This is a genomic window from Micromonospora sp. NPDC002717, assembly GCF_040295705.1.
Classification (GTDB): domain Bacteria; phylum Actinomycetota; class Actinomycetes; order Mycobacteriales; family Micromonosporaceae; genus Micromonospora.
In genome coordinates this window covers 60,856-77,121 of the sequence record NZ_JBEOVW010000004.1, presented here as the reverse complement: position 1 = coordinate 77,121, position 16,266 = coordinate 60,856, and the positions used below count along the sequence as shown (strand labels likewise).

The following is a 16,266-nucleotide window of genomic DNA, read 5'->3' as shown; positions in this document are numbered from 1 at the left end:
CGGCTGGGAGTGAGCGGACGGAACCTGCCGGCCGGTGCGGGCCGGTGGCACGGCTACGGGGAGGTGGCATGAACCGGCCGGGTTTCGGCGGCGGAGACCTGCCGGCGGTGTTCCCGGACTGGTCGCCCTACCAGGACCTCGAATCGGCGGCCCGCGCCTACCTGCGCGACCCCGACGTCGCCCTGGAGGCGCTGGGCGGGGTGCTGCGTGGGGCGTCGGTGCTCGGCTTCACCCTGGAACGCTTCGTCAACGAGGTCAACGGGGTGTGGCAGGAGGTCGTGGTCTGCGACGGCAGCCGGCTCGTCCTCTGGCACGGCGAGGACGTGCCGCCGGGGGAGGGGCCACCCGGGTCGATGACGTCCTCGCTGCGCGTGGTGCCGGTCTCCACCGTCACCGAGGTCGGCTGCCGGCGGCGGCTCACCCGCGACGACAACGGCGGGATCCGGGTCGACAGCATCGACGTCTACCTGCTGCTGACCTCGCTCGACGAGGCGCCGCCCAGCGACGAGGCGGTGGGCGCGCCCCGGCACGACGCGCTGCGTTTCGGCAAGACCCTCGACGACGGGGGCGCCGGGCAGATCGCCCGGCTGGAGGAGTTCGCCCGCCTGGTCGCCTCGGTGGTCGGCCGCCCGATGCTCTGAGGCGTACGCCCGGCCGCCCTCCCGCCCCCGGCGGCGCGGGAGGGCGGGGCGCTCAGTCCTCCTCGGCCTCCGGACCGGCGACCTCCACGCCGTCGCTGCCGCGTACGACGTGGATGCACTCGCCCGGGCACTCCTTCGCCGAGTCGATCACCTCGAGGCGCAGGTGCTCGGGCACGTCGACCCGGCTGCCCGGCGCGAGCCGCAGCTCACCGTCGGGGCCCTTGACGTAGGCGAGCCCGTCGACGTCGAACTCGAAGACCTCGGGCGCGTACTGCACGCAGAGCCCGTCGCCCGTGCAGAGATCCTGGTCCACCCAGACCTGCAGCTGGTCGGTCATGACCTCCGCCACGGCGCACCCCCCATGTTCTCCCGTCCCACGCCCCGACGGTACCCGAACGCCCGGACCGGCCCTCGGGGCCACCCTTGGCGATCAAGGTTCGGTGACGAGCGCGTTGCGTGGGACCGAATCGGCCTCATAGCGGCTAGTGTTAGGGCAGAACGTTCAAGCCCCCCGGGGAGGTGGGACGTGGCACGCAGCGACGACGCGGACTCGCGCGCCGCACGGTGGGAGAAGGAGGCCCACGATCTCTCCACGCAGGTCGCGTTCCTTCAAGAGGAACTCGCTCTGGTGCGGCGCAAGTTGACCGAAAGCCCCCGACACGTCCGGCAGCTCGAAGAGCGGCTGGCGGCCACCCAGGCACAGTTGGCGCGGCTGACCGAGAACAACGACCGGCTCGTGAGCACCCTCAAGGAGGCTCGCGCGCAGATCGTGACGCTCAAGGAGGAGATCGACCGCCTCGCGCAGCCACCGAGTGGCTACGGCGTCTTCCTCGCGCGGCACGACGACGGCACGGTGGACGTGTTCACCGGCGGGCGCAAGCTCCGGGTCGCCGTCTCGCCCTCGCTGGACGTCGCCGAGCTGCGGCGCGGCCAGGAGGTCCTGCTCAACGACGCGCTCAACATCGTCGACGCGTTCGGCTACGAGCGGGTCGGCGAGGTGGTCATGCTCAAGGAGATCCTCGCGGGTCCCGACGGCAGCCCGGGCGACCGGGCGCTGGTGGTCTCGCACTCCGACGAGGAGCGGATCGTGCACCTCGCCGAGACCCTGATCGGCTCGCCGATCCGGGCCGGCGACTCGCTCATGATCGAGCCCCGCTCGGCGTACGCCTACGAGCGGATCCCGAAGAGCGAGGTCGAGGAGCTGGTCCTGGAGGAGGTGCCCGACGTCGACTACACCGACATCGGCGGCCTCCACGCCCAGATCGAGCAGATCCGCGACGCGGTGGAGCTGCCCTTCCTGCACGCCGATCTGTTCCGGGAGCACCAGCTCCGCCCGCCGAAGGGCATCCTGCTCTACGGCCCGCCCGGCTGCGGCAAGACGCTGATCGCCAAGGCGGTGGCCAACTCGCTGGCGAAGAAGATCGCCGAGCGGGAGGGCAAGGAGCGGCACACCAGCTTCTTCCTCAACATCAAGGGCCCGGAGCTGCTCAACAAATACGTCGGCGAGACCGAGCGGCACATCCGGCTGATCTTCCAGCGGGCCCGCGAGAAGGCCGGCGAGGGCACCCCGGTCATCGTGTTCTTCGACGAGATGGACTCGGTGTTCCGGACCCGGGGCTCCGGTGTCTCCTCCGACGTGGAGAACACGATCGTCCCGCAGCTGCTCAGCGAGATCGACGGCGTGGAGGGCCTGGAGAACGTCATCGTCATCGGCGCCTCCAACCGGGAAGACATGATCGACCCGGCGATCCTGCGCCCCGGCCGGCTCGACGTGAAGATCAAGATCGAGCGGCCGGACGCCGAGGCGGCCAAGGACATCTTCTCCAAGTACATCCTCTCCGGGCTGCCCCTGCACCCGGACGACCTGGCCGAGCACGGCGGCGACCCCCAGGCCACCGTCGCGGCCATGATCGACGCGGTCGTGCTGCGGATGTACTCGGAGACCGAGGAGAACCGCTTCCTCGAGGTCACCTACGCCAACGGCGACAAGGAAGTCCTCTACTTCAAGGACTTCAACTCGGGCGCGATGATCCAGAACATCGTCGACCGGGGCAAGAAGATGGCCATCAAGGAGTTCCTCACCTCCGGCCGCAAGGGCCTGCGCCTGCAGCACCTCCTCGACGCCTGCGTCGACGAGTTCCGGGAGAACGAGGACCTGCCCAACACCACCAACCCCGACGACTGGGCCCGCATCTCCGGCAAGAAGGGCGAGCGGATCGTCTACATCCGCACGCTCGTCTCCGGGGGCAAGGGCGCGGAGGCCGGCCGGTCGATAGAGACCGCCAGCAACACCGGTCAGTACCTCTGACCCACACCCGCACGGGGCCCGCGGCGCGACGCGCCGCGGGCCCCGTCCCGTCCGGACCCACCCGTCCCCGCTCGGCCCGCGCCTGCCGCCCCGGTCCGGCGCGCCCCCATCCGCCGCGCGGCCGACTACGCTCGACGTGACGGGGGACCGGGTCGGGCGAGCGAAGCAGGTAGGTCGATGAGCGTAAGACGGATCATGGGCACCGAGGTCGAGTACGGCATCTCCGTGCCCGGCCAGGCCGGCGCCAACCCCATGGTCACCTCCTCCCAGGTGGTCAACGCCTACGGGGCGCGCCCGGAACTCAACCGGGGCGGCCGGGCCCGCTGGGACTACGAGGAGGAGTCGCCGCTGCGGGACGCGCGCGGCTTCACCTACTCCGGCGCCGCGTACGACCCGGCCGAGGCGCTCGCCGACGAGGACCTCGGGCTGGCCAACGTGATACTCACCAACGGCGCGCGGCTCTACGTCGACCACGCCCACCCGGAATACTCCACACCCGAGGTGACCAACCCGCGGGACCTGGTGCGCTGGGACAAGGCGGGGGAGCGGGTGATGGCCGAGGCGGCCCGCCGCGCCGCCACCATCCCCGGCACCCAGCCCATCCACCTCTACAAGAACAACACCGACAACAAGGGCGCCAGCTACGGCTCCCACGAGAACTACCTGATGCGCCGCCAGACGGCCTTCGCCGACATCGTGGCGTACCTGACGCCGTTCTTCGTGACCCGGCAGATCGTCTGCGGCGCCGGCCGCGTCGGCATCGGGCAGGACGGCGGGCAGACCGGTTTCCAGATCTCCCAGCGCGCCGACTTCTTCGAGGTCGAGGTCGGCCTGGAGACCACCCTCAAGCGGCCGATCATCAACACCCGCGACGAGCCGCACGCCGACGCCGACAAGTACCGGCGGCTGCACGTCATCATCGGCGACGCGAACCTGTCGGAGATCTCCACCTACCTCAAGGTCGGCACCACCGCGCTGATCCTCACCATGATCGAGGAGAAGGCGCTCGGCTCCGACCTGGGCATCGCCGACCCGGTCAGCGAGCTGCGCGCGGTCAGCCACGACCCGTCGCTCACGCACCTGATGCGGCTGCGCGACGGGCGGCGACTCACCGCCCTGGACGTGCAGTGGGCGTACTACGAGCGGGTGCGGTCCTTCGTGGACGACCGATACGGCGCCGACGCCGACGAGCAGACCCTGGACGTGCTCGCCCGCTGGGAGAGCGTGCTGGACCGGCTGGGCCGCGACGTCATGCTCTGCGCCGACGAACTGGACTGGGTGGCGAAGCTGCGGCTGCTGGAGGGCTACCGGGAGCGCGAGAAGCTCGGCTGGGGCTCGCACAAGCTCCAGTTGGTCGACCTGCAGTACTCGGACGTCCGCCCGGAGAAGGGCCTCTACCACCGGCTGGTCTCCCGGGGCGCGATGAAGACCCTGCTCGACGACGAGCAGACCCGCACCGCGATGACCGAGCCGCCGGAGGACACCCGCGCCTACTTCCGCGGCCGCTGCCTGGCCCAGTACGCCTCGGAGGTGGTCGCGGCCAGTTGGGACTCGGTCATCTTCGACGTGGGCCGGGAGTCGCTGGTGCGGGTGCCGATGATGGAGCCCGAGCGCGGCACCCGCAAGCACGTCGGCGCGCTCTTCGACCGCTGCCCCAGCGCGAAGGACCTGCTCGAGACCCTCACCGGCGGCTGATCGGCGTGGACGGATTCCCGCCGCGTGCCGAAGCCGGCGCGCGGCGGGCTTTTCGTCGCCTCCGCGAGGTAAGTTGATCGCAGGCGATCGTGGAGGAGGCAGCAATGGCCACTCGTGACAGCGGCGGGCAGTCGCAGTCGGGCAAGTCCCGGCAGGGCGAGGAGATCGAGGACGTCACCACCGAGGCGAACCCGGAGGTCGCCGAGCGGCACGCCGAGATCACCGAGGACGTCGACGACCTGCTCGACGAGATCGACTCCGTCCTGGAGGAGAACGCCGAAGAGTTCGTGCGCGGCTATGTCCAGAAAGGGGGCGAATAGGGCATATAGGGCATTCCGGGCATGCCTCGACAGGCGGATGACCGCGACGGTGAGCGCCGTTGCCGTGACTGCGGCGCGTGGAAGCCCTTAGCGGATTTCTGCGCCAACAGCCGGAGGCCTGACGGTCGCGGTAGCTACTGCAAGCCCTGCTTCAATGCCCGCTCGAAGGTGAGCTACGCCAAACGTGTCCGTGAACAGAGCGGACGCGACGTGCGTCAACTGCCGGCGGTGCCGGAAGGGCACCGCCGATGTCCGGCGTGCGGCGCGACCAAGATGCTGGAGGACTTTCCCCGAAATCGCTCCGGGCGGGGCGGTTACGGTCGGTACTGCAAGCCGTGTCACAACGAGAAGGGCAAAGAGTCGCGGCAACGCCTTCACGGCGGCAGTCGCGAGTACCACCTGCGGCGGCGTTACGGGATCGGTGAGCAGGAGTTCCAGGAGCTCCTGGCCGAGCAGGGCGGCGTCTGCGCCATCTGCGGCGCGCCGGACCCCCAACATCTGGACCACGATCATCGCACCGGCTGGGTGCGCGGGATATTGTGCTTCAACTGCAACGGTGGTCTCGGCCAGTTCCGTGACGATCAGTCGCGGCTGGCCGGGGCGATCACATATCTGAGAGGAACCACGTGGCAGCGGGTTTTGATCCATCCGGGCGTCTACCAGATGTGTTCACCAACGCGGGGACGTCCTCCTTCACCTCGTTCCTGAGCAAGGTGGCCCCCGAGATGCTGCCCGGCCGACGGCCGCTGCCGCCGGGCATGGCCGCCGACATGGCGCCACACGCGACGACCATCGTGGCCATCTCGGCCGTCGGCGGCGTCGTGATGGCGGGCGACCGGCGGGCCACCATGGGCAACCTGATCGCCCAGCGCGACATCGAGAAGGTGCACCCGGCCGACGCGTACTCCCTGGTGGGCATCGCGGGCACGGCGGGCATCGGCATCGAGCTGATGCGACTGTTCCAGGTGGAGCTGGAGCACTACGAGAAGATCGAGGGCGCGATGCTCTCGCTCGACGGCAAGGCCAACCGGCTCGCCTCGATGATCCGCGGCAACCTGGGCGCCGCCATGCAGGGACTGGCGGTGATCCCGCTCTTCGCCGGCTTCGACCTGGCCGCGAAGGACCCGGCGCGGGCCGGCCGCATCTTCAGCTTCGACGTCACCGGCGGCCCCTACGAGGAGACCGGCTACGACGCGATCGGCTCCGGTTCGTTGTTCGCCCGCTCCGCGCTGAAGAAGCGCTTCCAGCCGGGTCTCTCGATCGACGAGGCGGTCCGGCTCGCGGTCGAGGCGCTCTACGACGCGGCCGACGACGACACCGCCACCGGCGGGCCGGACCTGATCCGCCGGATCTACCCGGTGGTGATGACGGCGACGGCGGAGGGCACCCACCGGCTCACCGACGAGGAGATGTCGGCGATCGCCGAGAGCGTGGTCTCCGGCCGGATGGAGAACCCGGGCGGTTGATCCGCTCCCGCCCGCACCAGTCAGCAGCCGTCAGCACAGCGCCCTGAAGGAGAACCGCCGCCGTGGCCATGCAGTTCTACGCCTCGCCCGAGCAGATCATGCGCGACCGCTCCGAGCTGGCCCGCAAGGGCATCGCCCGGGGCCGCAGCGCGGTCGTCCTGAGCTACGAGGGCGGGGTGCTCTTCGTCGCCGAGAACCTCTCCAGCGCCCTGCACAAGGTCAGTGAGATCTACGACCGGATCGGCTTCGCCGCCGTCGGTCGCTACAACGAGTTCGAGAACCTGCGCCGCGCCGGCGTGCGGATGGCCGACCTGAACGGCCTGAGCTACGACCGGCGCGACGTCACCGGCCGGGCCCTGGCGAACGCGTTCGCACAGACCCTGGGCGCCATCTTCACCGAGCAGTCGAAGCCGTTCGAGGTGGAGATCTGCGTGGCCGAGGTCGGCGCCAGCGCCGAGGACGACGAGCTCTACCGGCTCACCTACGACGGCTCCGTCAACGACGAGCCGGGCCGGATGGCGATGGGCGGGCAGGCCGAGGCGATCACCGGCGTGCTGAAGTCCCACCACCGTCCGGACATGTCGCTGGGCGAGGCGGTGCAGGTCGCGGTGCAGGCGCTGGGCAGCGTCGGGGGCGAGGGCGGCGCGTCCCGCACCATCGCCGCGAACCAGCTGGAGGTGGCGGTCCTGGACCGGCGCCGGGTGGGGCGGACGTTCCGCCGCATCACCGGGGCGGCGCTGACCGCCCTGCTGGACGGCGGCAAGGCCGAGGAGCCGGCCGTGCCGGCCCGTCCGGAGACCCCGACCGCGCCGACCGGGGAGGCGGGGAAGCCCACCACGTCGGCCGGCTCGGCGGATCTGGAGGGCCAGCAGCCGGAGGCCCCCGAGGCGTAGCGGAGTCGATCGCGCGGGCGTCGGGGCCGTGGGCCCGGGCGTCCGCGCGGTCGTCGTACGCCCGCAGGTCGACGGTCCGGCCGCGGCGGGCCGGTCCCGACCGACCCGCGTGGATCAACGGGCCGGACGACGCCCGCACCGGCGTGACGCCGTCCCTTCGTGCCGGTGCGCCCCGTGCGGCGGCATGGTCCACCTGGGACGCGCCGGCGGGGCGTACGGCGGGGTCGTGCCCGGGTGACGGTGGGGCCGGCGCGTCGGCGTGGCCCCCGGCGGGCCGGCGGGTGTTTCCGGCGTGAGACGACGTGGTGAGCGCTGCCCATCTGGGGCCTCGGGCGGCTAATGTCTCATCATGGAGCGGCGAATCTTCGGCCTTGAGACCGAGTACGGCGTCACCTGCACCTACCGCGGGCAGCGGCGGCTGTCCCCCGACGAGGTCGCCCGGTACCTCTTCCGCCGAGTGGTGTCCTGGGGCCGGTCGAGCAACGTGTTCCTGCGCAACGGCGCCCGGCTCTACCTCGACGTCGGCTCGCACCCGGAGTACGCCACCCCGGAGTGCGACTCGGTGGTGGACCTGGTCGCGCACGACCGGGCGGGCGAGCGGATCCTGGAGGGGCTGCTGGTCGACGCGGAGAAGCGGTTGCACGACGAGGGCATCGCGGGCGAGATCTACCTGTTCAAGAACAACACCGACTCGGCCGGAAACTCGTACGGCTGCCACGAGAACTACCTGGTCTCCCGGCACGGCGAGTTCGGCCGGCTGGCCGACGTGCTGATTCCGTTCCTGGTCACGCGGCAGTTGATCTGCGGCGCGGGCAAGGTGTTGCAGACGCCGCGCGGGGCGGTCTACTGCCTGTCGCAGCGGGCCGAGCACATCTGGGAGGGCGTCTCGTCGGCGACCACCCGGAGCCGGCCGATCATCAACACGCGGGACGAGCCGCACGCGGACGCGGAGCGCTACCGCCGGCTGCACGTGATCGTCGGCGACTCCAACATGAACGAGGTCACCACGCTGCTCAAGGTCGGCACCGCCGACATCGTGCTGCGGATGATCGAGGCCGGGGTGGTGATGCGGGACCTGACGCTGGAGAACCCGATCCGGGCGATCCGCGAGGTGTCGCACGACATCACGGGCCGGCGTAAGGTGCGGCTGTCCTCCGGCAAGGAGGTCAGCGCGCTGGAGATCCAGCAGGAATATCTGGCGAAGGCGACCGAGTTCGTGGAGCGGCGCGGCGGCGACCAGACCGCCAAGCGGGTGGTGGAGTTGTGGGGTCGGGTGCTGCGCGCGGTGGAGACCGGCGACCTGGAGCCGGTGGCCCGGGAGATCGACTGGGTGAGCAAGCTGCGGCTGATCGAGCGCTACCAGCGCAAGCACGACCTGCCGCTGTCGCACCCGCGGGTCGCCCAGATGGATCTCGCCTACCACGACCTGCGTCGGGGCCGGGGCCTCTACGGGCTGCTGGAGCGGCGCGGCGAGGTGGACCGGGTGGCCACCGACCCGGAGATTTTCGAGGCGAAGGAGACTCCGCCGCAGACGACCCGGGCCCGGCTGCGCGGCGAGTTCATCCGGCACGCCCAGGAGAAGCGGCGTGACTTCACCGTCGACTGGGTGCACCTGAAGCTGAACGACCAGGCGCAGCGCACGGTGCTCTGCAAGGATCCGTTCCGGGCGTACGACGAGCGGGTGGAGCGGCTGATCGCCAGCATGTGACGGTGCGGGCCGGCCCGGTGTGGTGGTGACCGCCTGCCGGGTCGGCCGGCCCGGTAGGCTGACCGCGCCATGACGACTTCCGAACCTCCTGACAGCGGCCGGGCGCGGCAGAACTGGGTCGAGCGCCGCCGCGAGAAGATCCGCGCCGAGATCGAGCGCAACCGGCGCGGCGAGTACACGGTGCCGACCTGGGTGCTGGCGCTCGCGCTGGTGCTGATCGTGGGCGCCTGGCTCACCCTGATCTTCATGGCCTGACCGGGCCCCGGTGGCGCTGGTCGTCACGGCCTGACGCGGCCCCGGCGGCACCGCAAGCTCGAAGTGGCCTCGGCCCGGCGGCGCTGGGACGATCGTCCCGTTCGGCGTCGTCGGTCCGTGGACCGGGCACGCCCCGCCGCGGCGGCAAGGGATGGTGACGTCATCGCACACATCGACCTCGGTATCGACGAGCGGGAGCATCCGGGCATCCGGGGCCCGATGCGGTTCCGGCCGGAGACGGCCAAGCCCCTCAACGCGCTGGCGGAGGCGCTGCTGCGCGCCCCGCACCCGACGCTGACGCCGGGGGAGCGGGAGCTGATCGCGGCGTACGTGTCGGGGCTGAACGAGTGCCGGTTCTGCTGCGCGACGCACTCCGCCTTCGCGGCGGCGCAGCTCCCCTCCGGCATGCCGCTGGTGGACCGGGTCCTCGTCGATCCGGTGGGCGCGGAGGTCAGCGACAAGCTGCGGGCGCTGCTGCGCATCGCCGAGGCCGTGCAGCGCAGCGGCCGGGACGTGACGGTGGACCTGGTGGAGGCCGCCCGGGGTGCCGGCGCGACGGACCTGGAGATCCACGACACGGTGCTGATCGCGGCGGCGTTCTGCATGTACAACCGCTACGTGGACGGGTTGGGCACCCTGGTCCCGGACGACCCGGCGGTGTACGAGAAGGCCGCGGAGCGCATCGTGCGGCAGGGCTACCTGGCGACCTGAAGCCCGCCGCCGGGCAGGTCGGTCGTCGGGCGTCCGGGTCGGGCGCGGGCCGGGTCAGGTCAGCAGGCGGGCGGCGTGCCGGCCGGCCGCGGCGGCAGCCAGGAAGTACGCGTGGTCGGCGTCGAGGCCCCGGCCCATGGTGGACAGCGGCACCGGCGTCGCCCGCAGCGCGGCGTCGAGCCCGTCGGTGGGCACCCGGACGACGGTGTGCCGCACCGCGAGGGGGGCCAGCGCGGCGTCCACCTCGCGGGCCAGCGCCGGGTCCAGTCCGTCGGGCACCACCAGTTCGGCGGGGGCGAGGGCCACCCGGCCGTACGCGGTGAGGCTGTGGTGCGACACGCCCCGGTGGCGGGGCCGGGGGTCGGCGTCGGAGATCCGCAGCGACCCGACCGGGCGCCCGCCCAGCGTGGCGACGGCGTTGACGGCCTCGCCGACGGCGACGCCGGAGAATCCCCACCGGGTGCCGGTGCCGAGGTTGCCGGGCCCCTGGGCGACGATCGCCACGTCGGCGCCCAGGACGTGGCGGGCGGCCAGCAGGCCGCTGTGCACGGTGCTCGCCTCCAGGTCGCCGCCGAACGCCTGGCCGACGCTGACCGTGCCGGCGAGGTGGTCGCGCAGCCCGGCGAGGGTGCGGGAGAACCAGGCGGGCAGCGCCCCGCCGTCGGTCAGCACGTACGCCACCCGGGCGTCCGGGGCGTCGGCGTGGATGCCGGCCAGGACCGCCGGCAGCGCGGAGTGCAGGTCGGCGGTGACGACCGGCAGGCCGCCCAGGTCGTCGGCGGCGGCCAGGACCTCGCGGTGCGGGGACGCCTCCTCGTCGACGCCGAGCAGGATCGGCTGCAGCGGGGTGTAGCGGGCCTTGACGAGGTGGCCGGCGTCGCGGGTGTCGAGGGCCTGTGGCGGGTCCGGCGGCAGCCGGTCGGGCAGTGCCACGACCAGGGCGTACCCGCCGGTGCCGAGGCCCATCAGCAGCGCGCCGGCGTTGAGCAGCACCCGGTCGCCGGGTTCGGGTCGGCCGACCAGTTCGGGGTAGGCCAGGGCGCGGACCGTGGCGCCGTCGGGCAGGTCGACGTCGAGTTCCACCGCCCCGGTCCACTGCCGCCGCAGCGCCGTCACCGTTCCGGACCGCCATCGCACCATGCCCGGCACGCTAGCGTCGCCGCCCCGGCCGGCCGCGCCCGGGGGCGGCCGGGCACTGCCGCGGGCGGGGCGGCTGGAGGAGAGCAGGGCGGCCCGGCCCGGGGAGAGCAGGGCGGGGCGGCCGGGCGAGGGCAGGGCGGTCAGCCGGCGGAGTCGTCCGGCCGCCGGGGGTCGCCGCGTGGGGCGCCGGTGGGGTCGAGGAAGACGTACCGGATCTGCGGGTAGCGGGCGGTGAGGCGGCGCTCGGCCTCGTCGGCAACGGCCTCGATGGTCGCGCCGCTCGCCTCGTCGTCGAAGTCCAGCTTCGCGGCGACCAGGACGTCGTCCGGGCCGAGCTGCATGGTCAGCAGCGTGTCGAGTCGGCGCACGGTGGCCAGCCCGGCGAGTTCGCCGGCGATCTCGTGGTGCACCCGCTCCGGCACCGCCCGGCCGACCAGCAGCGAGATGTTGCTGCGGGCCAGGACGGTGGCGACCACGAGCAGCAGTACCCCGATCAGGATGGACGCCAGGCCGTCCCACAGCTCCTCGCCGGTGAGCTGGGACAGGGCCAGCCCGACGGCGGCCAGCACCAACCCGATCAGGGCCGCGGCGTCCTCGAAGAACACCGCCTTGACGGCGGGGTCGGCGGTCAGCCGCAGGAACCGGCGTGGGGTGGTGTGCAACTGCAGGGACTCGGTGCGGATCTGGCGTACGGCGCGGGCCAGCGAGACCGACTCGATGGCGAACGACACGGCCAGCACGACGTACGCGGCCAGGTAGTCGTTCCTGTGCTCGTGCACCAGGATGGTGGTGACGCCGTGGGTGATGGCGAAGCCGGCGCCGGCGACGAACGTGAACACCGCCGCCAGGAAGGCCCAGACGTAGCTCTCCTTTCCGTACCCGAACGGGTGGCGGGCGTCTGCCGGGCGCGCCCCGCGCCGCAGCGCGAGGTAGAGCAGCACCTCGGTGGTGGTGTCGGCGACGGAGTGCACGGCCTCGGAGAGCATCGCCGCCGACCCGGAGATCAGCCCGGCGACCAGCTTGGCGACGGCGATGGCGAGGTTGGCGGCCCCGGCGACCACGACGGTGCCGACGCTCTCCGTCTTGACTTCCGGCCGCGCCACCAGGTCACTGTATGACCGCCGGACGTGCCGTGCGGGCTGACCGGACGCGGGCCGGTGCGACGCGACCCACGTGGTGCCCGCGTGGGTGCACGTGCCCGGAGCGCGGGCTGCTAGCGTCTACCCGTGTCGCGGACCCGCACCGAACGCCTGGTCAACCTGGTGATCTGCCTGCTGTCCACGCGACGGTTCCTGACCGCCGCGCAGATCGCCGCGACCGTGCCCGGCTACGAGCACGATCCGGAGGACGCGCGCGACCACGAGGCGTTCCAGCGCAAGTTCGAGCGGGACAAGGCCGAGCTGCGTGAGCTGGGCGTACCGCTGGAGACCGGGACGGCGAGCGTCTTCGACGCGGAGCCCGGCTACCGGATCGCCCACCGCGAGTACGCGCTGCCGGACATTCCCCTCGAACCGGACGAGGCCGCCGCGGTGGGCATCGCCGCGCGGCTGTGGCAGCACGCCGGGCTGGCCGCCGCCGCCTCCTCCGGGCTGGCGAAGCTGCGCGCCGCCGGCGTCGACGTGGACCCGCAGGCCACGCTGGGCCTGGAGCCGATGGTGACGGTGGACCCGGCGTTCGCGCCGCTCACCGCCGCCGCCCGGGACCGGCGGGAGGTCACCTTCGACTACCGGGTGCCCGACCGCGACGAGCCGAACCGCCGCCGGTTGCAGCCGTGGGGTGTGGTGTGCTGGCGGGGCCGGTGGTACGTGGTCGGCCACGACCTCGACCGCGAGGCGACCCGCTGCTTCCGGCTGTCGCGGGTGGTCGGCGCGGTCCGGGTGACGGGCGCGCCGGGCGGCTACGAGCCGCCGGCCGGTGTCGACCTGATCAGTCACGTGGCCCGCTGGTCGGGGCCGGTGGAGCGCACCGGGCGGGCCACCGTGCTGGCCGCCCCGGGCCGCGCCGCCGGGCTGCGCCGCTGGGCGGTCGGCGTCACCACCGGGCCCGACGGCGACCGGCTCGTCCTGCCGTACGCCGACGTGGACGTCCTCGCCGGTCAGCTCGTCGGCTACGGTCCGGACGTGCGGGTGCTCGACCCGCCCGAGGTGCGGGAGGCGGTCATCCAGCGACTCAAGGAGATCGCGGCCCGGCACGACGACCTCGCCGTCGTCGGGGGTGCCCGGTGACCCGGCCGGCCACCCGTGGCGGCTCCCGCGCGTCGGCCGACCGGCTGGCCCGGCTGCTGAACCTGGTGCCCTACCTGCTCGCCCGGCCCGGCATCGAGATCGCCGAGGCCGCCGGTGACCTGGGCGTCACCGAGCGGCAGCTGCGTGAGGACCTGGAACTGCTGTGGGTGTGCGGGCTGCCCGGCTACGGCCCGGGCGACCTGATCGACATGGCCTTCGACGGCGACCGGGTGACCATCACCTACGACGCCGGCATCGACCGGCCGCTGCGGCTCACCCCCGACGAGGCCCTCGCGCTGGTGGTGGCGCTGCGGATGCTCGCCGAGACGCCCGGGGTGGCCAACCGGGACGCCGTGGAGCGGGCCCTCGCCAAGATCGAGAATGCGGCCGGCGACCTGGTGGCCGCGCCCGTCGAGGTCCGGCTGCCCGCCGACACCCGTCGGGTGCAGGAGCTGCGGGCCGCCGTCGAGAGCGGCCGGGCGCTGCGCATCACCTACTACACGGCGGCGCGGGACGAGAGCACGGACCGCGTCGTCGATCCGCTGCGGATGCTGATGGTCGGTGGCCGGGCGTACGTGGAGGCGTGGTGCCGCCGGGCGGAGGCGGTGCGGCTGTTCCGGGCCGACCGGATCGACGCGGTCACCGAGCTGGACGAGCCGGCGACGGTGCCGCCGCAGGCCCGCCCGCACGACCTCACCGACGGCGTGTTCCGGCCCTCGCCGGACCTGCCGCTGATCACCCTGCGGGTCGGCCGGGGCGAGCGGTGGATCACCGAGTACTACCCGTGCGAGCGGGTCGAGGCCGGCGGCGGCGACCAGTGGCTGGTCTCGCTGCGGGTCACCGACCTGGGCTGGGCCCGCCGCTTCGTGCTGGGGCTGGGGCCGGACGTCGCCGTGGTCGCCCCGGCCGAGCTGGCCGAGCAGGTCCGGGCCGCGGCGACCGCCGCGCTCGACGCGTACGCGACGCCGACCCCGGCCGCGCCCCGGCGCCCGGCGGACGGGTCGGACACGCCGCCGGCGGTGCCCTCGGCCGACCCGGCGGTGACCGCGGGCACCCAGTAGGCTGGCCGCCGTGGTGAAGTGGATCGTGCTCGCGGTGGTGCTGTTCGCGCTCGTCGTGTTGGCCCTGGCCGTCCGGCCGGTGCTGGCGCGGCTGCCCCGGCTGCGCCGCGCGGCCGTCGCCCTGCAACGCCGGGCGACCGAGGCGGAGGCGCTGCGGGACACCGCGGAGGCCCTTCAGCAGCGGGCCGAGGCGCTCCAGCAGCAGCTCGAGGTCACCCACCGGCGAGTCGAGCTGATCAAGGCCAAGCGCGGCGGTTGATCGATCGGTGTCGCGTCCCTGCGCGATCCGGTCCGGTACCGCGCAGGAACGATCCGTCTGGGGAGTGTTGACGGGACATCCCGGGTTGGTCAAGACTTCACCGGCCGGGACGAACCCGGCGGGTGGCAACGGCCGTCGGCGCACGTACGATGGCTGAGGTACACCCCTCACGACGACACAGAGCGACTGGAGCTTCCCATGGGTGCCCTCAAGCCGTGGCACATCGCCGTACTCGTGGTCGTGCTGATCCTGCTCTTCGGCGCGAAGCGGCTCCCCGACGCGGCCCGTTCGCTGGGCCGGTCGCTGCGGATCATCAAGGCCGAGACCAAGAGCCTGCACGACGACGACCGCGACCTCGCCGAGAAGGCCGACGCGCAGGCCGGCTACCAGCCGCTTCCGCCGCACACCGGTCAGCAGGCTCCGCAGCAGGCGCCTCACCAGGCCCCGCCGCAGCAGCAGCCGGTCGTTGACCCGGTGCACCGCGTCCGCGACAACTGACCGAGGGCCCGAGACCCGTGGCCTTCGCCCTCAAGAAGCGCGGTCCGAGCAACTTCGAGCGGGCCGCCGACGGCTCGATGACGCTGGTCGAGCACATCCGCGAGCTGCGGGACCGGCTGCTCAAGGCGTCCCTGGCGATCATGGTAGGGCTGATCGCTGGTTGGCTGCTTGCCCAGCCGGCGTTCGACCTGCTCAAGCAGCCGTACTGCCGGCTCCCAGGCATGGTGGTGGACGGTGAGTGCCAGAACTTCCTCCAGCTTGCGCCCACGGACGGCTTCGTTCTCAAGCTGAAGCTGGCGCTCTGGATCGGGTTGATCATCGGTGCCCCGGTCTGGCTTTACCAGCTGTGGGCGTTCATCGCGCCCGGCCTGCACCGGCACGAGCGCAAGTGGGCGTACGTCTTCGTGTCGATCGCGGCGCCCCTGTTCGCCGCCGGCGCGGTGTTGGCGTTCTTCGTGGTGGACAAGGGCCTGGCTTTCCTGCTGGAGGCCGGTGTCACCGGTACCGACTCCCAGCTGGAGGTGACTCGGTACATCTCGTTCGTCACCAACATGATCCTGCTCTTCGGGGTGGCGTTCGAGTTCCCTCTCACCCTGCTGATGCTCAACTTCACCGGCGTGGTGACCGCTCGCCGGTTGCTCAGCTGGTGGCGGGCCGTGGTGTTCGTATGCTTCGCGTTCGCGGCGGTGGCCACCCCGGACCCGGGTCCGTTCGGCATGACGCTGCTGGCGTTCTGCCTGTCCTTGCTCTACTTCATTGCCGTCGGTGTTGCGTTCCTCAACGACAAGCGCAAGGGCCGCGGCAAGGAGATCTACGCCGGCGTCGACGACGACGAGGTGTCGCCGCTGGAGTTCGAGCCGGAGCCGGTCGAGGCCGGGCAGCGGGTCGACGCCAGCTCCCCGGTCGCTGCCCCGGAGCCGGTCGCCGCGCCGGCGCCGATCGACCGCCGCTACGACGACATGACCTGATCGCGGCTCGACCGCACCACCCGCGTACGACACCAGCCCCCTTCGCCGGGGGCTGGTGTCGTTTCGGGCCGGTGCCCGGCGTCGGCGCGCCCAGCGCACGCCACCCCCGTCGTGAACG

Annotated in this window: 18 protein-coding genes; 15 read left to right on the top strand and 3 right to left on the bottom strand. The window is 72.4% G+C overall.

Going from position 1 to position 16,266, the window contains the following annotated elements; all coding sequences use genetic code 11:
- The first annotated feature begins 68 nt into the window (after positions 1-68).
- On the top strand, positions 69-641 hold the full coding sequence (locus ABT006_RS08500) for a hypothetical protein (protein WP_350704280.1): 573 nt from the start codon (positions 69-71) through the stop codon (positions 639-641).
- Between the two features lie 52 nt (positions 642-693).
- Here ABT006_RS08500 and ABT006_RS08495 read toward each other — a convergent pair whose 3' ends face one another.
- Complete coding sequence (locus ABT006_RS08495) at positions 694-990, bottom strand: ferredoxin (RefSeq protein ID WP_350685639.1); 297 nt, start codon at positions 988-990, stop codon at positions 694-696.
- A gap of 177 nt (positions 991-1,167) precedes the next feature.
- On the opposite strand from ABT006_RS08495, the gene arc reads away from it, so the two are divergent.
- The 9 genes from arc to ABT006_RS08450 all read left to right on the top strand — a co-directional run bounded on the left by arc (position 1,168) and on the right by ABT006_RS08450 (position 9,997).
- Positions 1,168-2,949: a proteasome ATPase gene (gene arc / locus ABT006_RS08490; protein ID WP_350685640.1), complete on the top strand. Its 1,782-nt coding sequence runs from the start codon at positions 1,168-1,170 to the stop codon at positions 2,947-2,949.
- A 177-nt stretch (positions 2,950-3,126) separates the two neighbouring features.
- Positions 3,127-4,644 (top strand): depupylase/deamidase Dop, encoded by a 1,518-nt coding sequence (gene dop, locus ABT006_RS08485; protein WP_350704279.1) that lies wholly within the window; start codon positions 3,127-3,129, stop codon positions 4,642-4,644.
- Positions 4,645-4,748: 104 nt separating this feature from the next.
- Entirely contained in the window at positions 4,749-4,964 is a 216-nt protein-coding gene (locus ABT006_RS08480) for a ubiquitin-like protein Pup (protein ID WP_088993750.1), read from the top strand.
- Between the two features lie 168 nt (positions 4,965-5,132).
- Positions 5,133-5,672: an endonuclease VII domain-containing protein gene (locus ABT006_RS08475; protein WP_350704277.1), complete on the top strand. Its 540-nt coding sequence runs from the start codon at positions 5,133-5,135 to the stop codon at positions 5,670-5,672.
- Complete coding sequence (prcB, locus tag ABT006_RS08470) at positions 5,591-6,430, top strand: proteasome subunit beta (protein WP_350704275.1); 840 nt, start codon at positions 5,591-5,593, stop codon at positions 6,428-6,430. Before ABT006_RS08475 ends, prcB begins: the two co-directional genes overlap by 82 nt.
- A gap of 62 nt (positions 6,431-6,492) precedes the next feature.
- Positions 6,493-7,323, top strand: a complete 831-nt coding sequence (gene prcA, locus ABT006_RS08465; protein WP_350704273.1) for a proteasome subunit alpha — start codon at positions 6,493-6,495, stop codon at positions 7,321-7,323.
- A 349-nt stretch (positions 7,324-7,672) separates the two neighbouring features.
- On the top strand, positions 7,673-9,031 hold the full coding sequence (gene pafA, locus ABT006_RS08460) for a Pup--protein ligase (RefSeq protein WP_350704271.1): 1,359 nt from the start codon (positions 7,673-7,675) through the stop codon (positions 9,029-9,031).
- A gap of 69 nt (positions 9,032-9,100) precedes the next feature.
- Positions 9,101-9,286: a hypothetical protein gene (locus ABT006_RS08455; protein ID WP_350704269.1), complete on the top strand. Its 186-nt coding sequence runs from the start codon at positions 9,101-9,103 to the stop codon at positions 9,284-9,286.
- A 162-nt stretch (positions 9,287-9,448) separates the two neighbouring features.
- A complete protein-coding gene (locus ABT006_RS08450; protein ID WP_350704629.1) occupies positions 9,449-9,997 on the top strand; it encodes a carboxymuconolactone decarboxylase family protein in 549 nt (182 codons plus the stop codon).
- Between the two features lie 54 nt (positions 9,998-10,051).
- On the opposite strand, the gene ABT006_RS08445 is transcribed toward ABT006_RS08450, so the two are convergent.
- Together ABT006_RS08445 and ABT006_RS08440 are read right to left on the bottom strand one after the other, a co-directional pair.
- Complete coding sequence (locus tag ABT006_RS08445) at positions 10,052-11,137, bottom strand: DUF3866 family protein (RefSeq protein ID WP_350704267.1); 1,086 nt, start codon at positions 11,135-11,137, stop codon at positions 10,052-10,054.
- A gap of 140 nt (positions 11,138-11,277) precedes the next feature.
- Positions 11,278-12,240: a cation diffusion facilitator family transporter gene (locus tag ABT006_RS08440; protein WP_350704265.1), complete on the bottom strand. Its 963-nt coding sequence runs from the start codon at positions 12,238-12,240 to the stop codon at positions 11,278-11,280.
- A gap of 123 nt (positions 12,241-12,363) precedes the next feature.
- On the opposite strand from ABT006_RS08440, the gene ABT006_RS08435 reads away from it, so the two are divergent.
- The 5 genes from ABT006_RS08435 to tatC all read left to right on the top strand — a co-directional run bounded on the left by ABT006_RS08435 (position 12,364) and on the right by tatC (position 16,148).
- Positions 12,364-13,362: a helix-turn-helix transcriptional regulator gene (locus tag ABT006_RS08435; protein ID WP_350704263.1), complete on the top strand. Its 999-nt coding sequence runs from the start codon at positions 12,364-12,366 to the stop codon at positions 13,360-13,362.
- Positions 13,359-14,423 carry a helix-turn-helix transcriptional regulator gene (locus tag ABT006_RS08430; protein ID WP_350704261.1) on the top strand — a complete coding sequence of 355 codons (1,065 nt, stop codon included), beginning with the start codon at positions 13,359-13,361 and terminating at the stop codon, positions 14,421-14,423. Before ABT006_RS08435 ends, ABT006_RS08430 begins: the two co-directional genes overlap by 4 nt.
- A 10-nt stretch (positions 14,424-14,433) precedes the next feature.
- The gene (locus ABT006_RS08425; RefSeq protein WP_350704260.1) at positions 14,434-14,682 is read left to right on the top strand and encodes a hypothetical protein; all 249 of its coding nucleotides are present in this window, start codon (positions 14,434-14,436) and stop codon (positions 14,680-14,682) included.
- Between the two features lie 198 nt (positions 14,683-14,880).
- Positions 14,881-15,180 (top strand): Sec-independent protein translocase subunit TatA, encoded by a 300-nt coding sequence (gene tatA / locus ABT006_RS08420; protein ID WP_350704258.1) that lies wholly within the window; start codon positions 14,881-14,883, stop codon positions 15,178-15,180.
- 17 nt (positions 15,181-15,197) lie between these two features.
- Positions 15,198-16,148: a twin-arginine translocase subunit TatC gene (gene tatC, locus ABT006_RS08415; protein ID WP_350704256.1), complete on the top strand. Its 951-nt coding sequence runs from the start codon at positions 15,198-15,200 to the stop codon at positions 16,146-16,148.
- Positions 16,149-16,266: the final 118 nt, after the last annotated feature.

Coding starts and splice junctions, on each gene's coding strand:
- dop (WP_350704279.1), top strand. CDS start 3,127: ATGAGCGTAAGACGGATCATGGGCACCGAGGTCGAGTACGGCATCTCC.
- ABT006_RS08445 (WP_350704267.1), bottom strand. CDS start 11,137: ATGGTGCGATGGCGGTCCGGAACGGTGACGGCGCTGCGGCGGCAGTGG.
- tatA (WP_350704258.1), top strand. CDS start 14,881: ATGGGTGCCCTCAAGCCGTGGCACATCGCCGTACTCGTGGTCGTGCTG.
- pafA (WP_350704271.1), top strand. CDS start 7,673: ATGGAGCGGCGAATCTTCGGCCTTGAGACCGAGTACGGCGTCACCTGC.
- ABT006_RS08455 (WP_350704269.1), top strand. CDS start 9,101: ATGACGACTTCCGAACCTCCTGACAGCGGCCGGGCGCGGCAGAACTGG.
- ABT006_RS08480 (WP_088993750.1), top strand. CDS start 4,749: ATGGCCACTCGTGACAGCGGCGGGCAGTCGCAGTCGGGCAAGTCCCGG.
- ABT006_RS08500 (WP_350704280.1), top strand. CDS start 69: ATGAACCGGCCGGGTTTCGGCGGCGGAGACCTGCCGGCGGTGTTCCCG.